Source organism: candidate division KSB1 bacterium (genome assembly GCA_034506335.1).
Classification (GTDB): Bacteria; Zhuqueibacterota; Zhuqueibacteria; order JANLFK01; family Oleimicrobiaceae; genus Oleimicrobium.
In genome coordinates this window covers 14,279-37,670 of record JAPDPR010000007.1, presented here as the reverse complement: position 1 = coordinate 37,670, position 23,392 = coordinate 14,279, and the positions used below count along the sequence as shown (strand labels likewise).

General features: G+C 58.7%; 16 protein-coding genes. 15 read left to right on the top strand and 1 reads right to left on the bottom strand.

All coding sequences use genetic code 11. The annotated features are described in order from the left end of the window. Position 1: 1 nt before the first annotated feature. The 7 genes from ONB25_04070 to ONB25_04040 are packed head-to-tail and all read left to right on the top strand — an operon-like array spanning position 2 to position 12,263. Complete coding sequence (locus ONB25_04070; protein MDZ7392067.1) at positions 2 to 2,311, top strand: hypothetical protein; 2,310 nt, start codon at positions 2 to 4, stop codon at positions 2,309 to 2,311. 45 nt (positions 2,312 to 2,356) lie between these two features. Further along, positions 2,357 to 4,858 carry a glycosyl hydrolase-related protein gene (locus tag ONB25_04065; GenBank protein MDZ7392066.1) on the top strand — a complete coding sequence of 834 codons (2,502 nt, stop codon included), beginning with the start codon at positions 2,357 to 2,359 and terminating at the stop codon, positions 4,856 to 4,858. Then, positions 4,855 to 5,997, top strand: coding sequence for a uroporphyrinogen decarboxylase family protein (locus ONB25_04060; protein MDZ7392065.1), 1,143 nt, complete (start codon positions 4,855 to 4,857; stop codon positions 5,995 to 5,997). Before ONB25_04065 ends, ONB25_04060 begins: the two co-directional genes overlap by 4 nt. Positions 5,998 to 6,016: 19 nt before the next feature. Beyond that, positions 6,017 to 7,249: a Gfo/Idh/MocA family oxidoreductase gene (locus ONB25_04055; protein MDZ7392064.1), complete on the top strand. Its 1,233-nt coding sequence runs from the start codon at positions 6,017 to 6,019 to the stop codon at positions 7,247 to 7,249. After that, positions 7,246 to 8,895 (top strand): hypothetical protein, encoded by a 1,650-nt coding sequence (locus ONB25_04050; protein MDZ7392063.1) that lies wholly within the window; start codon positions 7,246 to 7,248, stop codon positions 8,893 to 8,895. Before ONB25_04055 ends, ONB25_04050 begins: the two co-directional genes overlap by 4 nt. A 15-nt stretch (positions 8,896 to 8,910) precedes the next feature. Continuing rightward, positions 8,911 to 11,244 carry a hypothetical protein gene (locus tag ONB25_04045; GenBank protein MDZ7392062.1) on the top strand — a complete coding sequence of 778 codons (2,334 nt, stop codon included), beginning with the start codon at positions 8,911 to 8,913 and terminating at the stop codon, positions 11,242 to 11,244. Positions 11,245 to 11,264: 20 nt separating this feature from the next. After that, on the top strand, positions 11,265 to 12,263 hold the full coding sequence (locus ONB25_04040) for a uroporphyrinogen decarboxylase family protein (GenBank protein ID MDZ7392061.1): 999 nt from the start codon (positions 11,265 to 11,267) through the stop codon (positions 12,261 to 12,263). 89 nt (positions 12,264 to 12,352) lie between these two features. Here the strand turns inward: ONB25_04040 and ONB25_04035 are convergent, their stop codons facing one another. Further along, the gene (locus ONB25_04035; protein ID MDZ7392060.1) at positions 12,353 to 13,552 is read right to left on the bottom strand and encodes an aminotransferase class III-fold pyridoxal phosphate-dependent enzyme; all 1,200 of its coding nucleotides are present in this window, start codon (positions 13,550 to 13,552) and stop codon (positions 12,353 to 12,355) included. A gap of 142 nt (positions 13,553 to 13,694) precedes the next feature. Between ONB25_04035 and ONB25_04030 the strand changes: the two genes are divergently transcribed. The 8 genes from ONB25_04030 to ONB25_03995 all read left to right on the top strand — a co-directional run bounded on the left by ONB25_04030 (position 13,695) and on the right by ONB25_03995 (position 23,351). Beyond that, positions 13,695 to 15,575 (top strand): hypothetical protein, encoded by a 1,881-nt coding sequence (locus ONB25_04030; protein MDZ7392059.1) that lies wholly within the window; start codon positions 13,695 to 13,697, stop codon positions 15,573 to 15,575. 56 nt (positions 15,576 to 15,631) lie between these two features. Continuing rightward, positions 15,632 to 17,662, top strand: a complete 2,031-nt coding sequence (locus ONB25_04025; protein MDZ7392058.1) for a heparinase II/III-family protein — start codon at positions 15,632 to 15,634, stop codon at positions 17,660 to 17,662. Positions 17,663 to 17,706: 44 nt separating this feature from the next. Then, a complete protein-coding gene (locus ONB25_04020; GenBank protein ID MDZ7392057.1) occupies positions 17,707 to 18,810 on the top strand; it encodes a hypothetical protein in 1,104 nt (367 codons plus the stop codon). A gap of 57 nt (positions 18,811 to 18,867) precedes the next feature. After that, positions 18,868 to 19,788, top strand: a complete 921-nt coding sequence (locus ONB25_04015) for a glycyl-radical enzyme activating protein (GenBank protein ID MDZ7392056.1) — start codon at positions 18,868 to 18,870, stop codon at positions 19,786 to 19,788. Positions 19,789 to 19,856: 68 nt separating this feature from the next. Further along, entirely contained in the window at positions 19,857 to 20,366 is a 510-nt protein-coding gene (locus ONB25_04010; GenBank protein ID MDZ7392055.1) for a nitroreductase family protein, read from the top strand. A 115-nt stretch (positions 20,367 to 20,481) separates the two neighbouring features. Continuing rightward, entirely contained in the window at positions 20,482 to 21,309 is an 828-nt protein-coding gene (locus ONB25_04005) for an HAD family hydrolase (GenBank protein ID MDZ7392054.1), read from the top strand. A gap of 3 nt (positions 21,310 to 21,312) precedes the next feature. Continuing rightward, positions 21,313 to 22,296, top strand: a complete 984-nt coding sequence (locus ONB25_04000) for a hypothetical protein (GenBank protein ID MDZ7392053.1) — start codon at positions 21,313 to 21,315, stop codon at positions 22,294 to 22,296. Further along, entirely contained in the window at positions 22,293 to 23,351 is a 1,059-nt protein-coding gene (locus tag ONB25_03995) for a methyltransferase (GenBank protein MDZ7392052.1), read from the top strand. The genes ONB25_04000 and ONB25_03995 overlap by 4 nt, the downstream gene beginning before the upstream one ends. Positions 23,352 to 23,392: the final 41 nt, after the last annotated feature.

The window sequence follows — 23,392 nt, the reverse complement described above, 5'->3', positions numbered from 1 at the left end:
TATGCGGACAACTCTAGTGGTGATTCTCTTGGTGCTCTGTGCCACGTGGGCAGTGGGGCAAGTAGCCCCGCCGATGGCGCGGTACCTGGAATTTGCGCGAGCTTCCGCCGACTGGACTTGGCAGCATTATGACTCACTGGAAGCGGTGTGGAAGGCAAGTATCGATCCCGACAACGTTTTCGGTTACCGCCCTCCTCCGCGCTTTCTGGAAATGGCTGCCATCTATGGGTTTCTTTACGAAACAGAAGGACGGAAAGAGTATGCCGAACGGGCGCGAAAGGTGCTTTTGACTTACAGTGATTATCGCGCCTTCTATCCCGATTCGTCGGCGCGCAAGAGGTCTGACTACGACCAAGGGGTTCCTGCGCTCCCGGACTTTTTCACGACCATGCGCTATGTGCGGGCCTACGATTCCCTGAAACGGAAGGGATTCCTCACGCCGCCCCAGCAAGCCAAAATCGCGGCCATCATTGGTGAGAGCATTGAGTATCTGTTCAGGACCCAAGAATGGGGGGCGATGAATCGAGCCATTTTGCGCGCTGAGACTTTGGCCTGGGCTATTCGCGCGGTGCCGGATCACCCAAAGGCAAAGTACTGGAAGGTGCTGGAAGAGGCCCTGCGGGCAGACAACTGGGGTAACTGGGAGATCGAGGACGCCAGCCTCTACAACGCCGTGTGGCTCTACTCGCTGCTCAGCTACGCGGATGCGAAAAACTCAGTGAACGAGCTTTTCCAATTGCCCGAGTTGTACTATTACGCCCATTATTTCCTCAATCTGATGTGCCCGGATGGGATGATTCCTGACTTTGGGGATTCCCATTGGCGGGCAAATTGGAGTAGATTTTTGGTGTTCTTTGAGGCAGCAGCTCGTGCCTACAACTCGGCCGAGCTCAAGTGGGCAGCGGCAACGATTGCCGAGCGTTTTCTCAATCTCAAGAATCTTGCCGACACGGGTCTTGCCTATTTGCTCTTGGACGCATATCGGCTTGGCACGGATAGGGTCCGCCCGCAAGCTCCCGCCACATTGAGCGCCGAGGTGATGGAAGACGTTGTGGGCAAAAAGATCGTGATGCGAAACGGCTGGCAGGCCAATTCAACCTATCTCCTCCTCAATTACAAGGACGAGGGTGACGCCGGTCTGTTGTTTAGGGACTACTTGCGCGACACCATTCCCGTGGAAGAAGAGAAGATGACCCATGGGCACGCGGACGAAAACAGCATCGTGCTGCTGATGGCAGGGGGCTCGGTGCTTCTTCACGATGGAGGGTATCGCGACTACATGCCCAGCGGGCCCTTCGGCGCGTACCGCCAGGACTACTTCCACAATCGCGTCTGCGTGCGGCAGGAGAAGATTTTCATGGGCCAGCACCAGGGTCAATACCGCTATAGCATACGGGACGCGGTCCCAGGGCAGTCGGTGTTGGATTTTCTCCACAACGCCGGTTCTTATCGCGAGGTTCGTACACAGAAGGTGGACTTTGTCACACTGCCTGAATTCGATTATAGCCGAACAAGAGTGGTTGACGAACTCCTCGGTTACGAGCAGGACCGCATAGTCACCTATGTAAAAGAACCTGAGCTCTTCGTGGTGTTTGACATCGTGAAGGCGCGCGTGCCTGCGTTTTTCACCGCTGCCAACCTCTGGCACACGCGCAAGATTCTCGCCCAGGGAGAGCACTGGTACGACACTGTATATGATTCGCTTCAGGCACTGGCCCTGCCTCCTCACATGCGCCTCCTGATCATGTTCCCAGAGCACCATTACAAGCTCGAAGGGGTCGAGAGGGAGCGGCGGTACTACCAGGACGAGCTGGTCATCCACCAGACGACAGGTCAGCACTTTGAATTAGGGCAGACCGTCGCCTTCGTTACAGTGCTGATACCACACCGGCCTGACGTGGCGCCCGAGGAACTTGTGAAGAAGGTGCGGTATGTGGAGCCGGCTCCAGAAGGCAAAGGACTCATGGTAGAGATAACCGATGGGGATAGGATCACCACTGTGGCGGCCAAACGCGACCTGCGTATGGACATGATACGAGACTGGCGTCGGCCCAAGTACACCTACGAGTCGGGTAGAATCAAGTATGGGGAATTTGAGACCAACGGGGACTTTGTTTTCTTTGTCCGCAGGGGGCGGATGCTTTCGTATACTGCGATCAACATAAGCGGGGCACGATACGGGGAGCAAGTATTGTATGACCCGAAACCTGCCATGTTCGGCCTGGCGTTCGACGGGAGCCCAGACATGCCGGGGGTTGGCAAGATTCGCTACTGGCGAGATGAGGTGATCTTGCAAGAACAGCCGCGTTGATGTTCACGGCGCGATAACTGGACACGTGCGTGACGGAGGTGGTGCGTGGAGAAGAAACGCCTGCACTTGGTATGCAATGCCCACATGGACCCAGTATGGCTGTGGGAGTGGGAGGAAGGGGCCGCGGCTGCGATTGCTACTTTTCGCAGCGCCGCCAACCTCTGCGAGGAGTTTCCTGGCTTTGTGTTCAACCACAACGAAGCGATACTGTACGAGTGGGTTGAAGAGTATGAGCCACAGCTTTTTCGTCGCATCCAGCAGTTGGTGCGGCAGGGCAAGTGGCACATCATGGGTGGCTGGTACTTGCAGCCAGACTGCAATATGTCCAGCGGTGAATCGCTGGTGAGACAGATCCTGTGGGGCAGGCGCTATTTCCGCGAAAAGTTCGGTGCCGAACCCAGGGTGGCTATCAACTTCGACCCCTTTGGGCACAGCCGAGGGCTTCCGCAGATTCTGGCCAAAAGTGGTTACGATGCCTATCTGTTCTGTCGACCGGATTCGTCTTTTTGTACGCTCCCTGCTGAAGATTTTCGCTGGACGGGGTACGACGGTTCGCAGGTGCTGGCCACGCGCGTGGAGAGCTTTTACAACAGCCCGCTGGGTGGCGCGCGGCAGAAGGTAGAAACCTGGATGCGGGAGCACCCGCACGACCAGCTTGGCGTCCTGCTGTGGGGGGTAGGTAACCACGGAGGTGGCCCCTCGCGCATGGACTTGCAACAGCTTGCGGCCTTGATGAAGGACACGCAAGAGTTTGAGATCATGCACTCCACTCCCGAAGCGTACTTTGAGGAGCTTGCTCGGCGGCGTGAGCAGCTCCCGGTGCATGAAGGTGATATCAACCCGTGGGGGGTGGGATGCTATACCTCCATGACTCGAGTAAAACAGCGCCATCGCCGTCTGGAAAATGAATTCTACCTCACCGAGAAGATGGCGGCTAGCGCTGCAGCGCAAAGGCTCATCCCCTATCCAGCAGCAGAGCTGCGCCAGGCTCTGCACGACCTGTTGACCAGTGAGTTCCACGACATCTTGCCCGGCAGTTCCATCCAGCCGGTGGAGGAGGCCTCGCTACGGCTTATGGATCATGGACTGGAGATCCTTTCAAGAGTCAAAGCTCGTGCCTTCTTCGCCTTTGCCCGGGGGCAGTCGTCCGCGCAAGAGGGCGAGATCCCGGTCCTCGTGTACAATCCGCACCCGTATCCCGTCCGCGATACAATCGAATGCGAGTTCCAACTGGCGGACATAAACTGGGACCAGTCGCTTTTCACGGAGATTGAGGTTTTTCAGAACGGGAGGCCGGTGCCGGCGCAAGTGGAAAAAGAGCTCAGCAACCTGAGCATCGACTGGCGCAAGCGCGTGGTGTTCAGGGCGGAACTGGCTCCGAGCCAGATGAATCGGTTTGAGTGCCGGCCAAAGCTGGTTTCGGCGAGGGAGCGTCAGAGGCCGGCAGTACGCGGAGGGAAGCTGGTGCTCAGCACCCCGACCATGGAGATGGTCATCAATGCGCGGACGGGGTTGGTAGACGCATGGCGCGTGGGTGGTACGGAGGTGCTGCGCCCTGGTGCTTTCAAGGCACTGGTGATTGATGACAACGAGGACCCGTGGGGGATGCGCGTCCGTCGTTTCCGCGAGGTGGTGGGGGAGTTTGGCCTCATGTCGGGCACGCAATCGGCTCGATTTGCCGGTGTGCGCACCAAGGCGCTGCCTCCGGTACGAGTGATCGAAGATGGGCCGGTGCGAACGGTGGTGGAGGCATGCTTCTCGTATGGCAGTTCGGCGATATGCCAGCGCTACAAGGTCCTCAAAGAGGGCAATGAAGTGGAGGTTGAGCTGCGCGTGTATTGGGGAGAAAAGAACCGCATGCTCAAACTGTCCATACCCACGGCGTTCCTACGCGGCCGTTTGTTGGGCCAAGTTGCGTACGGCAGGGGGACGTTGCCGACAAACGGTGATGAGGTTGTGGCGCAGAAGTGGATGGCGGTGCTGGGTGAGCAGGACCGGTACGCAGTCACTTGCATCAACGAGGGGACCTATGGGGCAGACTTTGCGGAAGGTGAGCTGCGGTTGTCGCTCTTACGGTCACCAGCCTACTCCGGGCATCCGATCGAGGACCGACCAATTGTGCCCCAGGACCGCTTCACACCGCGCATCGATCAGGGCGAGCGCATTTTTCGTTTCTGGCTCAATGCCGGACCTGCAGCTGAACGGCTGGCAGCGATTGACCGCGAGGCGCTCAGCAAGAACGAGCGCCCCTTTGCGCTGTCGTTCTTCCCTCCTGGAGAAGGGATTCCGCCCCAGCCAGGCCTTCGGGTCAGCGACGAGAGCGTGCTTGTGACGGCAATCAAGAAAGCCGAGGACAACGACGACCTGATCATCAGACTGTTCGAACCAACCGGGCAGGAGCGGACCACTGTAGTGGAACTGCCTTGGGTGCCTGCAAAGACCAACGTGACCCTTGCCCCGTTCGAGATTAAGACGCTGCGGTATTCGGGGCGGCAAAAGAGGTTTGCGGAAGTGGATCTGTTGGAGCAAAGCCTGACTGGGCGATGACTTCGAAGCAACGGGTCCTGGCAACCCTTGCCGGGGAACAACCTGATCGGGTGCCCATCGGCGAATTTGCGATCGATTTCGACACGGTGGAAAAGATTATTGGCCATGAGACCTACCTCCGGGCCAAGGCGAAGTCGCAAATTGCGTTTTGGGAAGGGCGACACGACGAGGTGGCAGAAAGCTACTTGCGGGACCACATCGAATTGCACCGCAAGTTGGAGCTCGACATCGTCACTTTTCCCATGGCCACGTGGGAAATCCCCGCCGAGACTGACGAGCCACCCCCGCGACGTCTTGATGACGTGACCTGGGAAGACCGCTTTGGGCGTATCTACCGCTACTCGCCGGTCACAGCGGATATCACGTGCATCAAGGACCCGGTGTTGGAAAGGACAGTGTTTCGGCCCGAGATGTTTGAGAGGCCTTTGCCGGTTCCGAAGCGCGACGAGCGTTCCTGGCGAGTACTGGATGGCGTGATTCAGGAGTTCAAACAGGAGAAGTTCATCTGCGGACCCTCGGGGGGCGAAATCGGCATTGTGTTTCTCGGAGGCTTGGAGCGGGGGTGCCTTGAGCTCGCTGAGAACATCCCCGCGGTCAAGGCGGCCACCGCTCAACTGCTCGAACAGCAGATGGCTGCCGACGAAGTACTCATCCATCCGGACAGCGACGCGGTACTCTGGGGAGCAGACTTTGCGCACAAGGGAGGACCGTTCATCAGTCCGAAGCTGTTCCGGGAGCTTTTCCTCGAGGCCAATCGTACGAGAGTGCGCCAAATTCACGAAAAGTATGGCAAGAAGGTGATGAAACACTGCTGTGGTAACGTGCACGCTCTGTTGGATGCATTCGTCGAGATCGGATACGACGCTTACCAATCGATTCAACCTTCGGCGGGCATGGACATCTGTGCCTTGAAAAGTGGGATCGGCCGTGTGCTCACCTTGTGGGGTGGCGTAGCAGTCGAGCACCTCGTCAGCGGCACGCCCGAGGATGTGCGGGCGGACGTACGTCGGGCCATGAATTGCGCAAAGGAAGGAGGGCGTTTCATACTCGGGAGCAGCCATTCGGTGGCAGTAGGTTCTCGCTACGACAACTTTATGGCGATGCTGGAAGAATATCATCGATTGTGTGCGTATTGTTGACGAAGAGAAGGTGCCGGATATGGCGAGAAACGTGAGCATAGTGGTTGTTGCTTTGGGAGGCTATGGACTGGTTTACCTCGAAGGGCTCATGGACCACCGGAAAGACGAAAATGTCACCATTGTCGGAGGTGTTGACCCCGAGCCGGAGCGATGTACGCGCCTTTCGGAGCTTCGTGCCAGGGGCGTTCCGGTGTATGGGAGCTTGGAGGATTTTTACTCGCACCACCAGGCCGATCTAGCGATCATCTCCTCACCCATTCATTTGCATTGTGAGCAGACCTGTTTGGCGCTCAGCAAGGGGAGCAACGTCTTGTGCGAGAAACCCTTGGGGGCCGTTGTTCAGGAAGGGGCCCAGATGATTCGGGCCCGAAACACCGCCAGAAAGTTTGTGGCGATCGGCTATCAGTGGTCATTCACGGAAACGATCCAGGCACTGAAACGTGATATCGCCGCGGGCCTTTTTGGCGCGCCGCTGAGGTTCAAGACTATCGCACTCTGGCCGCGAGACGAGAGCTACTACCGGCGGAACAACTGGGCCGGGGCCCAACGCGATCCAGAAGGGCGGTGGGTTTTGGACAGCCCAGCGAACAATGCGTTAGCTCACTACCTGCACAACATGTTCTATCTGCTCGGGGAACGAGTTGACACAAGCGCGCGACCCAGGCGAGCGGTGGCGGAACTTTATCGTGCAAACGACATTGAGAACTTTGACACCTTCGCCGCACGGTTTCTCACGGAGCATGGGACAGAGGTTCTTTTCTATGGTTCCCATGCGGTGGAGGAGGAGGTTGGACCGCGTATCGAGTACGAGTTCGAGCGGGCCAAGGTTACCTACGTTGGTTGGCACACGGAGTTCGTGGCCAGATGGCATGACGGCAGGGAAAAGAGCTATGGAGCGCCGGATTCGCACTACTTGGAGAAGATGTGGCAGGCGATTTCCGCCGTGCGCACAGGGGCTGCTCCCGTGTGCGGGATAGAAGCGGCACTGGCTCACACCCTCGCCATCAACGGCATGCACGAGTCAGCACCCGAGATTGTGGATCTGCCAAGGGAAATGGTGACAACCAAGGGCGAGCCGGGCCGGCGGCTTACCTACGCCCCTGCGGTAGGGCAGTGTTTGGCGGAGGCATTCGAGCGCAATGTACTGCCGAGCGAAATGCAGGTGCCGTGGGCAGTCCCTGGGAAGGAAATAAACCTGGAAGGCTACACTTTCTTCCCCGGCGGAACGAGTCCTAAGGGTGGGCAGCTGTGAGCGATTCCTTCAGCACTTTTGTCCGGACAGGAAGGCCGGAGTTTGATGAGCTTTACCCACGCATCCGCGGGTTCCTGGAGCAGGATACGCTGGACTTGGTCATCGATGCAAAACCGGTGCGGGGGTACCGCTCACCGGATGGAAAGTCCATCTGGATCCGCGACCACAGCGACATGATGCGTGGCTTTCGCTACTTCGAGCGCGACTTGACCTCGGCAGTGGAGCACTTTGCCGAAACCCAAGCCGACAATGGGAGAATCTTCGATTTCTTTACCACCATTCCTGAGAAGCTGCCTTCGGAACGCGAAAACTGGGCCAAGTATGTCCGGGTGCCAGTGGAGGCGGATGTCGAGTTCCGCTTCGTGAAGGCCGCCTTTTTGGCGTGGCAGGCTACCGGGGACGACGATTGGATTAGACGTCTGCTCCCGAAATTGGAGAAGGCTTTGCACTACGTGTTCAATAGTCCGTGGCGCTGGGAGCCGAGCCTCCAGCTGGTGAAGCGGCCTTACACCATAGACACGTGGGACTTTGCCTACACGGCTGGCAAGCACGACTGGCTGCAGTTCCAGATTACCGATGACACCTACTGGGGGATCATGCACGGGGACAATAGCGGCTATTTCCAGGCTTTCCAGATCATGGCCCTGCTCTATGGCTATTTCCGGCAGAAGAGACGCGCTTCCTATTGGCGCCAGCAAGCAGAGGGGATACGGAAACGCATGAACGAGGTCTGCTGGAACGGGAGGTTCTACACCCACTTTGTGAAGCTGACTCCCGTAACGATCGACGGTGTAGAGGAGGACGAGCAGCTCAGCCTCAGCAATCCTATGGACATCAATCGCGGGGTGTGTACGCAGGAGATGGCCGCCTCCATCATTGGTGAGTATCTGAGGCGTAGGGAAAGTACCCACTCCTTCGCCGAGTGGTTTTCCATAGACCCACCCTTCCCCGACGGCGTTTTTGGTGATGAAAAGCTAGTGCGTGGTGCCTATGTGAACGGCGGCATAATGCCGTTGGTGGGCGGTGAGCTGGCACGAGCGGCCTTTGAGCACGGGTTCGAGTCTTATGGCGTGGATATCCTGCGTCGCTACTACCAGCTGATTCGGGATACCAACGCAACGTTCCTATGGTACTTCCCTGATGGACGACCTTCCACGCGGGAGACGAGCACCAGTCCGGACGCCACCCCGACCGACGGCTGGGGCTCAAGTGCCATGCTCTATGCGTTTCTGGAGGGGCTTGTCGGTATTGAAGACCGTCTGAAGCAGTTTGCAGTGGTGAGACTGGCGCCTCGGTGGCCCGCAGCCGACGTGCAGGCATGTGAGGTTCAAGTGTGCTATGAGGTTTCGCGAAGCGTGTTTGGGTACGAGTACAGCAACGAAGGCCATGCCTTGGTGATAAGAACGCACTCCGCTCCTTGCCAGGTGCAGCTTCACCTTTTGCTGCCCGAGGGAAAATCAGCCCGGAAACTCACGGTTAATGGAAGGGAAGTACCCTTTGCCAACAGCCGCATAGCAAGGAGTTGTTACGTGGATGCCGAGATAGCGTGCGAAAAGGGGACCGAGATTGTGGTCGGACTGAAGGAATCGCTTCTTAATGACGGCGTGGAAGGAGCCAATGTAAAGAACGCAACGAGCGGAAATTAGCCGGAGGAATACGCAATGATTCTTAAGGACGTCGTAGCAAATGTCCGGTCGATTCAGTATCATGCTCAAGGTCCCTTGGTGGCGCGCACCTCGGCGAGCGAGCTTGCCTCGGTCTTGGGTGCGGTCCCGGTGGAGTCCACACGGACAAGACGGATCGGCCTGAGGCCTGGAGTCATTTACGTCGGCACCGCTGAGGACTTTGAGAGCGAGGATCTGCAGCGATTGCGCCAGAGCCTAGACAACGCGTTCGGCTATCTACGGGTGGAGCCGGCAGGAGGGGGTATGATCGTGACTTCACACGCCAACTTGCTCTTCAGCTTCGTGCGGTACGTGATTGAGCATTTGTGGCAGAAAGACGCTGCGCCATTCGCGCAGGGGCGTGTGTTTCCTACGGCGTTCAAATGGCAGAGGGTTTCCTACGATTACTTTCTGACCCAGGAAGGGAGGATCCAACGGGGTCTGAACAAGGAGCGATACATCCGCGAGCTGGCGCGGCTGGGCTTCACGCACATCGAGGTCAATGGCCTTGCGTTTCCTATGGGGTTGGAAACAGGTCCCAAAGGGGAAGTCTACCCCATGTTCTACACCTATTGCCCTGCCTTAGACCAGTTCGTGTACACGGACTTGAACAAGGGCATCTACCCGTTCTACTACCTGGCGGCCAACTTGGCCAATCTGAAGGAAAATGCGCGACTGGCCTTGAAGTACGGCTTGACCCCGGGACTGCTTTGTTTTGAACCCCGCTCGGTACCGGAGGAGTTTTTTGCGCGTTACCCCATGTTGCGTGGTGCACGAGTGGACCACCCTTTCAGGAGTTTCAAGCCTCGGTACAACATGACCATCGCTCATCCACGGGTGCGCGAGCATTACGCGGAGATGATGCGGAGGCTTATGCGAGAGGTGCCTGAGCTCGGGTTCCTCTCGATTTGGACCAACGACAGCGGTTCTGGTTTTGAGCACACCAAGTCTCTGTACGTGGGACGCAACGGAGGAGCCTATCTCATTCGCGAGTGGAAGGATGACGAGGAAATTGCTCGAGTGGCAGGCGAGAACGCGCTTCGCTTCTTGCGGCTGTTGCGCGATGCGGCGCGGGAGGTCAATCCCGATTTCCGCGTCATGACGCGGTTGGAGTCCTTTTATGGGGAGCACGACACGGTCTGGGCTGGACTGGGCGAGGGCGTCGACGTGGAAGCGGCCACCTTGCTTGCCCGAGGTTGGGATGTGCCATATGCCCACCCTCAATATCCGGACAACAAGGCGATCAATGCAGGCACGGTGTACCAGCTCGAGTTCGACACGCGGGAGAAAAAGCTGGTGAAAGAGCTAGCCAGCAAAGGAGCCTGGAGTCACTTCTACTTCACGGCCGGTCCACATATCATGTTTGACCCTTTGGTTGGGGTGCCGTATCCGCGGCTGACCTACCGCAAGCTGCGCGCTATGCATGCGGGCGGTGTGGAATACTTAGCTCACTCCGGGGGCACGTGCCCCCCAGAGCTGGTGCCTTACAACGTGAACCATGAGATTACCTGGCGGTTCCTCTTTGACCCGGGAATGGATATTGAGAAGGAACTGGGCGCGCTGGCGAGTAAGTGGGCGGGTGAACGCTTCAGCAGCGCGCTCCTCGAAGCGTGGCGGTTGGCGGAGGACGCCATCCTGGCCTTCCCCATTGTGACGCCCCTTTACGCCTCGTTCGGTTTCACTTGGTACCGACTGTGGGTTCGTCCCCTGGTGCCCAACCTGGACGCCATTCCTGACGAGGAGAAGGCCTTTTACCAGGATTTCATGTGCACGACCCCGCACAACCCAAACAACGTGGACTTGAGCAGGGATGTCCTATTCTACCTTACGACGCCAGAAAAGAGCGAAGTGGATGTGGAACGAATTGACAGATACCTGTGGGACCCACTGGATACCGCTATCGAGAAGCTGGAGGCTGTTCAGCGAGAGGCGACGGCGGAACTGGGAGAGAGAAACGTAATCGTGGACCAGTGGGTGCGGCTCAGGGCACTGCGCTGCTGGTTCATGACGCAGCGCAACGTGGCGGCTTGGATTGCCGGCGTGCACGGCTACATGCGAGCTCGCACGGCGGCGCGAAAAAGGCACTATCGCGAGCTTGTTCGTGACTTGATGGAAAAGGAGATACGCAACACCGAGGAGCTTAAGGTGCTTTGGCGCAGCCCCGTGAGTTTTATGGCCTTGACGGACAAAGGTGAATCGCCTCTCATGTACGGCGACAATCTGGGTGACTTGTTGGACCGCCGCATCGCCCTCATGCGGAAGCACATGGAAGACGAGCCCTTTATCGAAGAAGGGTATATGGAGCGCCGGGCCGCAGAACTCCTGCGGTGAAGGTCCGGAGGTCCTCCGCCATGACCTTAACGCACGTGGAGCGTTTCCGCCGAGTGATGTCTTTTGCCCCTGTCGACCGCCTGCCAATGATCGAGTGGGCGATGTGGTGGGACAAGACGCTCGCGCGCTGGTACGAGGAGGGCTTGCCGCGTCACCTGACCGATTTTACCGATATCAACGTGTTTCTCGGCCACGACCCATATCGGCAAATCTGGGTCAGTGCTTTGGGACCCGATTGTCCCAAGCCAGCGTACCATGGAGCACCCATTGCGCGAACCAGGGAGGAGTATCGCAGGCTCAAGAAGCACCTTTTTCCGGATCCTCCCTTTGACAGCCGGTTGGTTCGCTCGTGGGCCAAACCCCATGCGCGCGGCCAGCTGGTGGTGTGGCTCACCCTGGACGGCTTCTTTTGGGGTCCGCGCGAACTGTTGGGCATCGAGGGCCATTTCCTGGCCTTTTACGATCAGCCCGACCTCATCCACGAAATCAACACTGACCTGGTGGAGTTCAACCTGCGGGTCGTGCGTGCGCTTTGCCAAATCCTGCGGCCGGAGTATATGACCTTTGCTGAGGATATGTCGTACAACCACGGCCCGATGCTTTCAAAGGCAATGTTCGATGAGTTTCTGGCGCCCTACTACCGTCAGATTGTTCCGCTCCTAAAGCACTACGAGATTGTGCCGTTTGTGGATTCGGACGGCAATGTGACTGATCTCATCCCTTGGTTGGAGGAGGTGGGCATCGAAGGGATCGCCCCGTTGGAGCGAATGGCTGGGGTGGATGTGGCACAAATCCGTCAACGGCATCCGCGTTTCAAGCTCATCGGTGCCTTTGACAAGATGACTCTGGACAAGGGGCCAGAAGCAATGCGAAGGGAGTTTGAGCGCCTACTCCCGGTCATGCGGCAGGGAGGATTCATCCCTTCGGTGGACCACCAGACGCCGCCCAACGTGTCACTGCAACAGTACCGCCAATACATGGAACTTTTGCGCGAGTATTGCCTCAAGGCAGCTTCGTAGGGGCAATCACGTAATGACTAGGTCGTTGTCGAAAACGTACGAGGTGCGTGGAACGAAAAAGCGCAGAGAACGGCCATTAGCTCACTAGCTTACAAAATTGCTTTGAAGGCCTCGCGAACTTTCTCCAGTGTTTCATCAATGTCCTTGGGCTGGTGGGCGTAGCTTACAAACCAGCGGTCATTGGCGAAGATGCCGGCGGCGTACAACCGGTCGAAGAGCGCGTTTTTTAGTTGGGTGTCCAGCTGGGCGTCTCCGGTGTCGAAGGCAATGTAGGGTGCCGGTGGGAGTCCGCCGGCACGGGCTGGTGCTCGCAGCTCTGCTATGATCTCGCTAAACCCATCAAGGAGGCGCTGCCCAACAGCAAAAATGTGTTCATGCACTGGTTCCGAGCGCATGACCTCCATAGTCGCCTTGCCGGCCGCCAGCGAGAGGGCTTCGCCGCCGTGGGTGATGGTGATGACGGTTTTTTCCAACTGCTGCATGAATACACGCTTGCCGCCAAAGGCGGACAGTGGGAGGCCGTTTGCGATAGCCTTCGCATAGGCTGCCAGGTCAGGCGTGATGCCAAAGTACTCTTGGGCTCCACCGCGCGCCAAACGGAAACCGGTGAGCACCTCGTCGTAGACGAGAAGTGCGCCGTGATGGTCGCACAGTTCCCGCAGGCGGTGGAGGAAGGCCGCGCCGTCTGGGTGCTGCCAATCGTACGGCTCCACTACGGCGGCGGCTATCTGGGAGCCGAGTTCGTCAAAGAGCCGCTCCGCGCTTCGGATATCGCCGTAGGCGAGCGGGTGGGTGAATTGACGCAGGACGGCAGGAACGCCGGATTCTGGCCAGTCGACCACTGACCAGTCGTGGTAGCCGTGGTAACCGCAGCTCACGATGTGGTCTCGGCCAGTGAGCGCACGTGCTAAGCGGACGCAGGCCGAGCATGCGTCCGCGCCGGTTTTCATAAAACGAATCTGCTCCAACCAGGGCACGTTGCTGAGCACTGCTTCCGCCGCCTCGAGCTCAAGCGGGCTGGCCATGCTGAAGAGCACTCCCTGCGAGAGTTGCTGGCGGATGGCCTCCTCCACCTTGGGGTGACCGTAGCCAAGGATGATGGGCCCTAGTGCGCAACGATAATCTATGTAGCAGCGGTCGTCAAGATCCCAAATGCGACACCCTGAGGCACGCCGGATGAAGGGGGGCATATGGGGCGTTTCTGGCTTGAAACGTTTCGCGTTAGTCTGTGTGGCCCATGGGATGAGGCGCAGTGTCTTCTCCAGATGTTCGCGGTGCGCAGGGGTCATGGGAGAGCTCCTTCCGTAGTGACGATCGCTATGTTCAAGCGAGAGCAAAGATACATCCTAGCACAGATGAAATCAAGGTGTTTTTGCAAAGGCAGGTGAGCGGCATCGTGCGGTTCACACCAGGACATTGGGCAGGGCAACGATGAAGTATCTGGCGCCAGCCGATTACTACGCGCTTGCTTTCTATGGCTTGCTTCTGGTGGCCATTGGGGTTTACTTCACCAAGTTCATGAAAGGGGCGAAAGAGTTCTTCACTGGGGGGAACCTCATACCTTGGTGGGTCAGCGGCGTGTCCCTGTACATGGGCAACTTTACCGCCTGGACCTTTACCGGTGCGGCTGGTTTCGTCTACCATACTGGCCTTTATGGCCTCATCTACTTCCTCACGTGGTCGCTTGCTTTTTTCATCGGCTACCGCATTACTGCGGCGCGCTGGCGGCGGGCACGGGTCTTGTCGCCAGTGGAGTACACGACGATGCGCTACAATCCTGCCACGCGGCAGCTGGCCGGGTATGTTATGGTGCTGAGCGGGCTGCTCGGCCGTGGCATCACGCTCACGGCTGTGTCCAAGATAATCGCGGCAACCATCGGCGTACCCATCGAGTGGGTGATTGTTGCTGCAGGTGTGATAATCCTGGTGTATACAATGCTGGGCGGCCTCTGGGCCATTACCATCGGCGATGTAGTCCAGTTTCTGATTCTCATAGCGGTGACTTTGGTGGTGATGCCGCTCAGCCTCCATCTTGTGGGTGGCCCGGGAGCGCTGGTGGAAAAGCTGCCAGCATTGCGTCTGTCGCATGCCTACAGCGGTCTCCACTATGACGTGCATTATCTAGTCGCTATCACGATGTTCAACATCATAAATGCCAACTGGGCACCGGCACAGCGCTACTACAGCGTGAAGGACGAAGCAGAAGCTAAGCGAGTGGGCTTGTTGGGCAGCTTGCTTTTCCTGACCGTCCCTGTGCTTTTTGGCATACCTCCACTCGTGGCTTCCGTTCTTTGGCCAAACTTGCGAGAGATTAGTTTTTTCGGTGACCAGTTCAAGCCTGAGGATTTGGTCTACGTGGGGATAGTGCTGCAGACGCTGCCCAAGGGGTTGATTGGCCTTTTCCTGGTCGCGATGTTTGCGGCCACGCTGAGCACCATCAACGCAGGTTACAATCTGGACTCCTCAGTGATTTCGCGCGATCTCTATGCGGGTCTGATCAACCGACGGGCTACCGACCGACAAGTGCTGGTTGTCGGGCGCCTTGCCACAGTCTTTCTGGGCCTGGTAACCATGACGACTGCGGTCATTTACGCCCGGAGCAGCCTCGGCATTTTCAATCTGATGGTGGTGTTCTTGTCCCTTTTCTATATGCCGTTGGCCATCCCCCTTGCGTTTGGTCTAGTCTTCCAGAGCCCGCCGCGCTGGGCGGCAGTCTGTGCTGTCCTTCTGGGCACACTGAGCAGTGCAATGGCGCGTTTTGTGCTCGACTTGTCGGTAGGCATGCAGCTTTATGTCACAATCGGGGTGACCTTCGTCCTGCTCCTGGGAATGCGTCCGCTTGCCACGCTTTGTAGGAACAAACCGTGGGCGAGCGGTGCTGTGGCAGGCATTGGTGCGGTATTGCTGGCATTTCTTGCCTCAAGGTCGACCGTGCTCAACAGCGAAAGAGCACTGCTCCTCTGGGCGGGCGCTGCGGTGTTCGCATGCGTTCTGGTGCTGTGTGCGAAGTTGTCTGCCCGCGAGACCGCGGCGGATAGGGAGGCGGTGCAGGAGTTCTTCGCCCGTCTTGCGCGGCCTGTGGACGTGGACAGAGAAGTGTACGCCACGGGCAGGCGCGCGTGGTCAACTTTTCCGCTTGTGGGGAGGCTCTCTATCGCTGTCGGTCTTTTTGTCTTCTTGCAAATCCTGGACCCGTCCTGTCGCACGGCCATCCCCATCCGATTGGCAGTGGGGGGCATTCTGTGTAGCTTGGGGGCCCTATTTGCTTCTGCGGGCAAGAAGGAGCTGCCGCCGAAAACCGGTGGCGCATAGCGCAAAGAGTATCCAAGGTAAGAGGAGGCAGAGAAGTGACTCAAAGGCACTCTACGATGACGAGGCGTGAATTCCTGCGCGAGGGTAGCATAGCTGGTAGCATGATCGTCCTTGCGCCGAATCTGTTGCGGCCTTCCAAAAAAAAGCAGGGCACCGATTCTTCACTTCCGCTTGGCCTATTGTTTACCGCAGAAGAGGTGCCCAGGCTGCGCCGTACGGTGCAACTCCCCGTGTTCCACACCTACTGGGGTCAGCTGATGGAGATGGACCTCGCTGACGACTGGCGGTTCCTGGAAAAGGAAATAGACTTGCACAACCACCTGAGACACATCGACAGGGCCTGCAAGATTCTTGAACGTGAGGCTTTTGTGTACCTGATTAGCCGCAACCGAAAGCGGGGCGCACTCGCTCAGCTGGCGGTCAAGAGGCTACTGGAGTACCCCAAGTGGGACTATTTCTTGGAAGCAGGTGTCCATACTATCGGCTTGCAGCGCGCACCGGCCACGACCATTGCCCTGTCGCTGGCATACGACTGGATGGGTGACCTATTGAGCAAGGCTCAACGCCAGGAGATGCTTCGCCAAATCGGAGACAAAGGGTGCGAGCCCTGTTACCGCTCCCTCTTCGGCATGCGCTACCCAGACAAGGTGGTGGGCTGGAGTTTTGACCGCGAGAGCTACTGGGAAGAGCGGGACATGAGGCGGTGGCCGGAGATTCTGGACAAGACCAATCTCAAGGCGGTTCCCATGGGCGCGCTCGCAGTGGGTGCGGCACTCCTAGACGGGGTGGACCCGCGTGTGGATCGATGGTGGGAGATGGTGGAACATAGTTATCGCACCTTCGTCACACGTTTTGCGTGGGACGGAAGCTACGACGAAGGAGGCTCATATTGGGACTATACGGCCCTGCACATGGCGTTGACGGTGGAGATGCTTTCGCGCAAGCGCGGCACCGATTGCTATGACTGGGCCAACTTCCCAGGAATGATCGAGTACGTCTTGGCGCTGCAGATGCCTCATCATGGCAACCCGAACTACCTGGTGAATTTTGGCGACAGCGGCCCTGGATTCGATTCGGCGGTGCCCTTCTGGACTGCACGCCGCTCCCGCGACGGACTGGCCCAATACGCTGGGATCAAGCACGCTCAGAAGCACAGCCCCTACTCGGTCATCTGGTTTGATGAGCGCATCAACGCCAGCGCACCTCCTGCGCGCGAGCACTTCAAACACCTTGCACTCGATTGGGTGATCGCCCGCACCGGTTACGACCTAGACGACTTGGTGATCGCCATGCGCAGCGGTGGCCCGGCCAACCACGAGCACGCCGACCGGAATTCATTGGTGCTCAAATGCTACGGAGAGATCCTCCTTGCCGACATCAAGCGCCCGCCGTATGACCATCGAGACCCTGCCTGGATACTGCGTACCTCGCCGGCCCACAACACTGTCTTGGTGGACGGCCGAGGCCACCAGTACCACGACGGCAAGGAGGGGACGAACGCCTCGCAGGCATCGGCCAAGATAGTGCGCCTTGGCGAGCGGGAGGGCTACCTTTTTTGGGCTAGCGACGCGACTCACGCTTACCGCCTCGTAGATGAAGACATCGAGGCGGTCACGCGGACCGTCATCGCGGTGCCCAAGTTCCCGTGCCTGGTGGTGGTAGACAAGCTCTGCAAGGGGACTCATCCTTCACGGTTTGCGGCCAGATGGCACGCAGAAAACAGCGACGGCAAAGCGAAGGTACTGTGTGACGGCAGAGGTTTCACAATCGAGCGCCCGTACGCTCGGTTCTATGCTGCATGCGACGGCACGGTGCCAGTGGTCGTCACAAGCAACAAGCACCCCGTGCCTGAGGCGAAAGGCATATTCCCATTTGTGGAGGTTGCCGGGACCGAACCCGCAACGGAGCCTCTGCTGTTGATGGTTGGTTGCCCTCTCCGCTCTGACCAGCCCAACCCCAACATCGCACTCAGGCGCGAGCAGACCACCTGGCGGATTGAGGTTGGCCTGGGTGACAAGGAGCTCGGGCTTCTTATCTTCGACACCGGTACACTTCCAGAGTTCGAGGTATCGAGGCTTGTTGTGTGAACAGGCCGAAATCGTAGGTCATGTCGACGCAAGCTGGAGGATCCGTGCAGTTGCAACACATACCCCTGGCCCACCCGCGGCCAGATGCGCAACAGTTCATTGCCATTCTTCTGGGCCACGAAACCTCGGGCAGGGTACCGTTGGTAGAATACATCGTCGACGATGTAGTGCTCCGAGCGGTCGTCACCGAAGTGTTGGGCAGAGAGTGGGTCGATTGGGGGATGGAGCGCTCGCAGAGGGAGCGCTACCTTCAAAACGTCATTCAGGTGTGGTATCGGTTGGGCTATGATTGCGTGCGTCTGGAGCGCCCTTTGCCCTTTGCAAAGAAGTTCACTGTGGCTCAGGACCCGGGTACGAGCTTCCAGCGGGATAGGGCATGGGCAGACCTTCATGGCGGCGTCATCCGCAGCCGCGAGGATCTGGAGCGCTACGAATGGCCGAGAGTGGAAGATGCCGATTTATTCGAGCTGGAGTACGTGAACAGCCATCTTCCTGAGGGGATGGGCCTCCTGAGCTGTCACGCCGGTGGAATATTCGAACACCTGTCGCAGATCATGTCCTACGAGGGGCTGTGCCTTGCCGTGCACGATGATCCAGAGTTGGTCCAGCAACTGGTTGACAGACTCGGGGGGATTTTCGAGGGATACTACCGTCGGCTACTTTCTCTGGACCGCCTGGTGGCCATTTTCCAGGGTGACGACATGGGATTCCGCTCCGGGACGCTGATCGCGCCGGACCACCTCCGTCGATATGTGTTGCCCTGGCACCGGCGGCTTGCGCACCTGGCTCACGAGCATGGCGTGCCGTATTTCCTCCATTCGTGCGGCAATCTCGATGCGATCATGACGGATCTGTTGGACGTGGTGCATATCGATGCCAAGCACTCATTTGAAGATGCGATTCTGCCGGTGGAGGAGTTCCAGGCGCAGTACCAGGGTAGGGTTGGGGTCTTAGGCGGGGTGGATGTCAACATTCTGGCCGGAGGCACAGCGGAGCAAGTCCGGCAGCGTACCCGCCAGCTCATCGAGATCTGCGGCGCTCGGGGGCGGTACGCGGTTGGTTCAGGAAACTCTATCCCCAGCTACGTGCCGGTGGGAAACTATTTGGCGATGGTCGATGAGGCCCTCGCGTGCGGCAGCGCCGCCTGAGCGAGTGCCGTCCTCAATCTGCTGTCGAGAGTGACACCGGTGAGCCCAGTGACGGGCATGGTGTTCAACATTCAGCGCTATTGCATCCACGATGGGCCAGGAATTCGGACCACAGTATTCCTGAAGGGGTGCCCACTGCGTTGTTTCTGGTGCCATAATCCCGAGGGGCTGAAACGACGCGCCGAGATACTGTACCACCCCACGCGATGTTTGGGGTGCGGCGCGTGTGTTCAGGCTTGCCCGCAGGGGGCGCATTCTCTGCACCAAGGGCAGCACCGTTTTCATCGTGCCGCATGCAAGGGATGTGGCGAATGTGCTGCGGCTTGTCCAACGCAGGCGCTCGTCCTGTGTGGGCAGCAGATGACCGACGCCGAGGTTGTCGAGGTGGTTCTGCGGGACCGCGTGTTCTACGCGACATCCCAAGGTGGGGTAACCATATCCGGCGGCGAGCCGCTGTACCAGGCCTCCTTTGCCGCCGCCATTCTCAAGGCCTGCAAGGAGGAGGGCCTGCATACGGCCCTGGACACGTCCGCAGCCGGAACATGGGAACAGATGTGCCCGCTGCTCCCGGTGACTGACCTGGTCATATTGGACGTGAAGCACGTTGATGAGGAGAAGCATCGTTACGCGACGGGCCGCGGCTGCCGTGCGATCCTGAACATGACTGAGCGATTGATGCAGACGGACACTCCGCTGCTCATCCGCGTGCCGGTGGTGCCCGGCTTCAACGACAGTGAGCAGGAGATGGGGGCAATTTGTGATGTGCTGCGGGAGCTGGCGCGGAGGAACCCTCATCGAGCTCCTGGGAGCCCGGCTCAGGTGAAGGTGGAGCTGGTGCCTTTGCACAAGATGGCGGCAGAAAAATACAAGGCGCTGGGGATGCGGTACCGCGCGGTGCAGTTGGCGCCCCCTTCGAGCGAGACGATGACCCGCTTGCGCCAGGTCGTGAGGTCCCATGGCCTTGCCGAGGCCTCGTAGATTGGGGTGAAAGACAGCCATGAGGCGCGACGGGAGGTTCATACCTTTCTGCAAGACGTGGAGGCAGTATGGAGTTTTCGCAACTTGTCCGGGCGCGCTATAGCGTACGGGCCTACAAGAGCGTTCCCGTGGAGGAGGAGAAGCTGGCAGCGATCCTTGAGGCGGCGCGTCTGGCACCTACAGCCGCCAATCGCCAGCCCTTTGCTGTAGTTGTTGTAAAGACCAGAGAACGGGAAGAAGAGCTGCACAGGATCTACAAGGCGCCCTGGTTCACCCAGGCCCCGCTGGTAATTGCGATGTGCACTGTGCCGGACAAGGCCTGGACGCGTCGCGACGGGAAGAACTATGCCGACGTGGATGCCACGATCGCTATGGACCACCTTGTATTGGCAGCGGCCGACCTGGGCTTGGGCACCTGTTGGGTTGCCGCCTTTGATCCAGTAGCCGCGCGCGAAGTGTTGCGGCTGCCCGAGGGGGTCGAGCCGCTGGCGTTCACGCCACTCGGCTACCCCGACGATCGGCCAGGCCCCAAGAGCCGCAAACCCCTCTCCGAGCTTGTGCACTACGACCGATGGTAGCCTTTCATTTTTTCCTGCGGGGGGTGTGGCGACCCGGCTTCCGTGTTCTTTCCCGGGGGTGTTCGCGGTACTTTGGCCTAGACGGAAGAACGTTGCGACTACCAAGAGAGAAGTGATGCGCACAACCGAGTACGACGAGATCGAAGTGATTAACCCGGGGCGGCTGGGGCTCCCAATCCGGCACGCGCTTTTTGACTTTGACGGAACCCTCTCGCTACTGCGCCAGGGGTGGCAAGAGGTGATGGTGCCACTCATGGTGGAGGTGCTCATGGAAACACCATGCCACGAGCCGCCGCCGGAACTGGAACGCTTTGTCCGCCATGTGGTCACTGTGACTACCGGCCAGCAGACAATTTTCCAGATGATGCGCTTGGCGGAGGAGGTGAAAAAGCGCGGTGGAAACCCTGAGCCTCCAGGCGTGTACAAGAAAGAGTACCTAGCGCGACTCTGGGAACGCATCAAAGGACGGGTCGAAGCGGTCAAGAGCGGGAAAGTACCGGCAGAACAGATGATGGTGCCCGGTGCAGTACAGATGCTGGAGGCACTGAAGGCGCACGGCGTGCGCTGCTACCTAGCCTCTGGCACGGACGAGGTGGACGTCAGGGACGAGGCGCGGGCGTTAGGCATCATCGACTACTTTGATGCCATCCACGGCGCCCAAGACGATCGGCTCGAGGACGCCAAGATGGTAGCCATTCATGCTATCTTTTCCGAACAACACGTGCAGGGCACAGAGCTTGTCACGTTTGGGGACGGCTATGTGGAAATTGAGGACACAAAGAGGGTTGGTGGATTAGCGGTGGGTGTGGCCTCCGACGAGGTGAGGCGCGCCGGCACTGACCAGCGGAAGCGCCAGGTGCTCATCGCGGCCGGTGCAGACATCATCATCCCTGATTTTCGCGCCGCCCAGGCCCTGACAGCGCTTCTCTTTGGCGAGGAGTAGACCATGCCTTTTCCCACGTTCGACAGGACCAGACTGGCGATCAAGCCTCTTGCAGAACGACAGCACTTGGTGACATTGAGCGATTTGATCGTGCCCGGGCAGATTTCTGGGGAATTTCCGCAAGAGAAAGTGGCGCCCGTCGCACGGGCTGTGGTAGATGCCGCCCGAGGCGGTCACCAGGTGCTCCTCATGATGGGCGCGCATGTCATCAAAGCTGGGCTCTCGCGCGTGGTGATCGACCTCATGGAACGGGGCGTCGTGACCCACGTGGGCATGAATGGCGCAGGGACAATCCACGATTTTGAGCTGGCCCTCATTGGGGCCACTTCGGAGAGCGTGGCGCACTACATCCGAGAGGGGCAGTTTGGCCTATGGCAAGAAACAGGCAGGATCAATGATGCCGTGGTTCAGGGTGCCCGCGACGGGCTCGGCATGGGTGAGGCCATCGGTCGCATGATCGAACAAGAGCGCTTCCCGCATCGGGAGGTGAGCATTGTGGCTGCCGGTTTCCGCCTGCGTGTGCCAATAACGGTCCATGTGGGCATCGGCTACGACATCATCCACGAGCACCCCAACTGCGATGGTGCTGCGCTCGGTGCCACTTCATACCAGGACTTTCTCACTATTGCCCACACCGTTTCGCAGTTCGAAGGCGGCGTGCTGTTGAACTTTGGCACAGCAGTGATGGGCCCCGAGGTGTTTCTCAAGGCATTGTCCATGGCTCGAAATGTCGCCCGCCAGGAGGGAAGGGCGATCCGGAGGTTCACCACCGCGGTGTTTGATCTTCTGGACTTGGGGGAGGAGTTGGATGAAGAAGCACCCAAGACGGATCCGCGATACTACTTCCGGCCATACAAGACCCTCCTTGTCCGTACGGTGCGGGATGGAGGACAGAGCTTCTACATCCGGGGCGAACACCGACTCACGCTGCCTGCACTGCATCGCGAGGTGGTGCGCCTCCTTAGCCAAGAGGGTGCTCACTCATGAGTTTGAAAAGGAAAAAGGAAGGCATTCCGCCCCGGGAGATTGTGCGCAAGGCGATCACCTTCCATCACCCGGAGCGGATCCCCCGGGATCTGTGGGTGTTGCCATGGGCTGTTGAACACTACCCAGATGCGGTGGCCGAGGTGCAGCGACGGTACCCTTCTGACTTTGCAGGAGCGCCCGATGTGTACAGGCCATCGCCGAGGGTAAAGGGGGCCATGTATGCGAAAGGGACTTTCACCGACGAGTGGGGGTGCCGATTCGTCAACATTCAAAACGGGGTACAAGGCGAGGTTCGCGAACCCGTATTGGCCGACCTGCGCCGCTGGGAGGAAGTTAAGCCGCCCTATGAGATTCTGCCGTCCGACCCCCAAGGAGCGCGGAAGGTTGTGAATGAGTTTTGTGCCAAGAGTGACAAGTTTGTGTTGGCTGGCTGTTGTCCCAGGCCTTGGGAGCGCTACCAGTTCATCAGGGGCAGCGAACAAAGCCTGATGGACATGGCTGACCCCTCCGAAGAGGCCGTGGAACTGCTTAACCTCATCCACGACTTCTTCCTGGAGGAGATGCAATTTTGGGTGAACACCGACGTGGACGCCATCAGATTCATGGACGACTGGGGTAGCCAACACCAGCTCTTAATCAGGCCGGAGGTGTGGCGCGAGCTCTTCAAACCATTGTACCGCGACTATTGCGAGTTTGCGCATGGCTATGGCAAGTTTGCCTTCATGCACTCCGATGGCCATATCGCGGAGATATTCGAGGACCTGGTCGAGATCGGCGTGGACGCCATCAACTCGCAACTCTTTTGCATGGACATGGCCGACCTCGCCAGACGGGTGAAAGGCAAGATCACCTTCTGGGGCGAAATTGACCGTCAGCACATTCTGCCCTCGCAGGACCCGGAGGACGGCAGGCGGGCCGTGCGGGAGGTGGCCCGTCACCTTTACGATCCCTCAGGCGGCATCATCGCGCAATTGGAGTTCGGCGCCGGGGCAAATCCTGCCACGGTTATGGCGGTGTACGAAGAATGGGAGAGGATTAGCGCGGGAAAAGGGTAGAGCGCTGCGCCATGTGAACTCTTAGGCCTAGATCATGCGAG

Excerpts from the sequence above, each read along its gene's own strand:
- ONB25_04070 (MDZ7392067.1), top strand. The coding sequence starts at position 2 with ATGCGGACAACTCTAGTGGTGATTCTCTTGGTGCTCTGTGCCACGTGG.
- ONB25_04060 (MDZ7392065.1), top strand. The coding sequence starts at position 4,855 with ATGACTTCGAAGCAACGGGTCCTGGCAACCCTTGCCGGGGAACAACCT.
- ONB25_04055 (MDZ7392064.1), top strand. The coding sequence starts at position 6,017 with ATGGCGAGAAACGTGAGCATAGTGGTTGTTGCTTTGGGAGGCTATGGA.
- ONB25_04045 (MDZ7392062.1), top strand. The coding sequence starts at position 8,911 with ATGATTCTTAAGGACGTCGTAGCAAATGTCCGGTCGATTCAGTATCAT.
- ONB25_04040 (MDZ7392061.1), top strand. The coding sequence starts at position 11,265 with ATGACCTTAACGCACGTGGAGCGTTTCCGCCGAGTGATGTCTTTTGCC.
- ONB25_04035 (MDZ7392060.1), bottom strand. The coding sequence starts at position 13,552 with ATGACCCCTGCGCACCGCGAACATCTGGAGAAGACACTGCGCCTCATC.
- ONB25_04030 (MDZ7392059.1), top strand. The coding sequence starts at position 13,695 with ATGAAGTATCTGGCGCCAGCCGATTACTACGCGCTTGCTTTCTATGGC.
- ONB25_04025 (MDZ7392058.1), top strand. The coding sequence starts at position 15,632 with ATGACGAGGCGTGAATTCCTGCGCGAGGGTAGCATAGCTGGTAGCATG.
- ONB25_04015 (MDZ7392056.1), top strand. The coding sequence starts at position 18,868 with ATGGTGTTCAACATTCAGCGCTATTGCATCCACGATGGGCCAGGAATT.
- ONB25_04010 (MDZ7392055.1), top strand. The coding sequence starts at position 19,857 with ATGGAGTTTTCGCAACTTGTCCGGGCGCGCTATAGCGTACGGGCCTAC.
- ONB25_04005 (MDZ7392054.1), top strand. The coding sequence starts at position 20,482 with ATGCGCACAACCGAGTACGACGAGATCGAAGTGATTAACCCGGGGCGG.
- ONB25_04000 (MDZ7392053.1), top strand. The coding sequence starts at position 21,313 with ATGCCTTTTCCCACGTTCGACAGGACCAGACTGGCGATCAAGCCTCTT.
- ONB25_03995 (MDZ7392052.1), top strand. The coding sequence starts at position 22,293 with ATGAGTTTGAAAAGGAAAAAGGAAGGCATTCCGCCCCGGGAGATTGTG.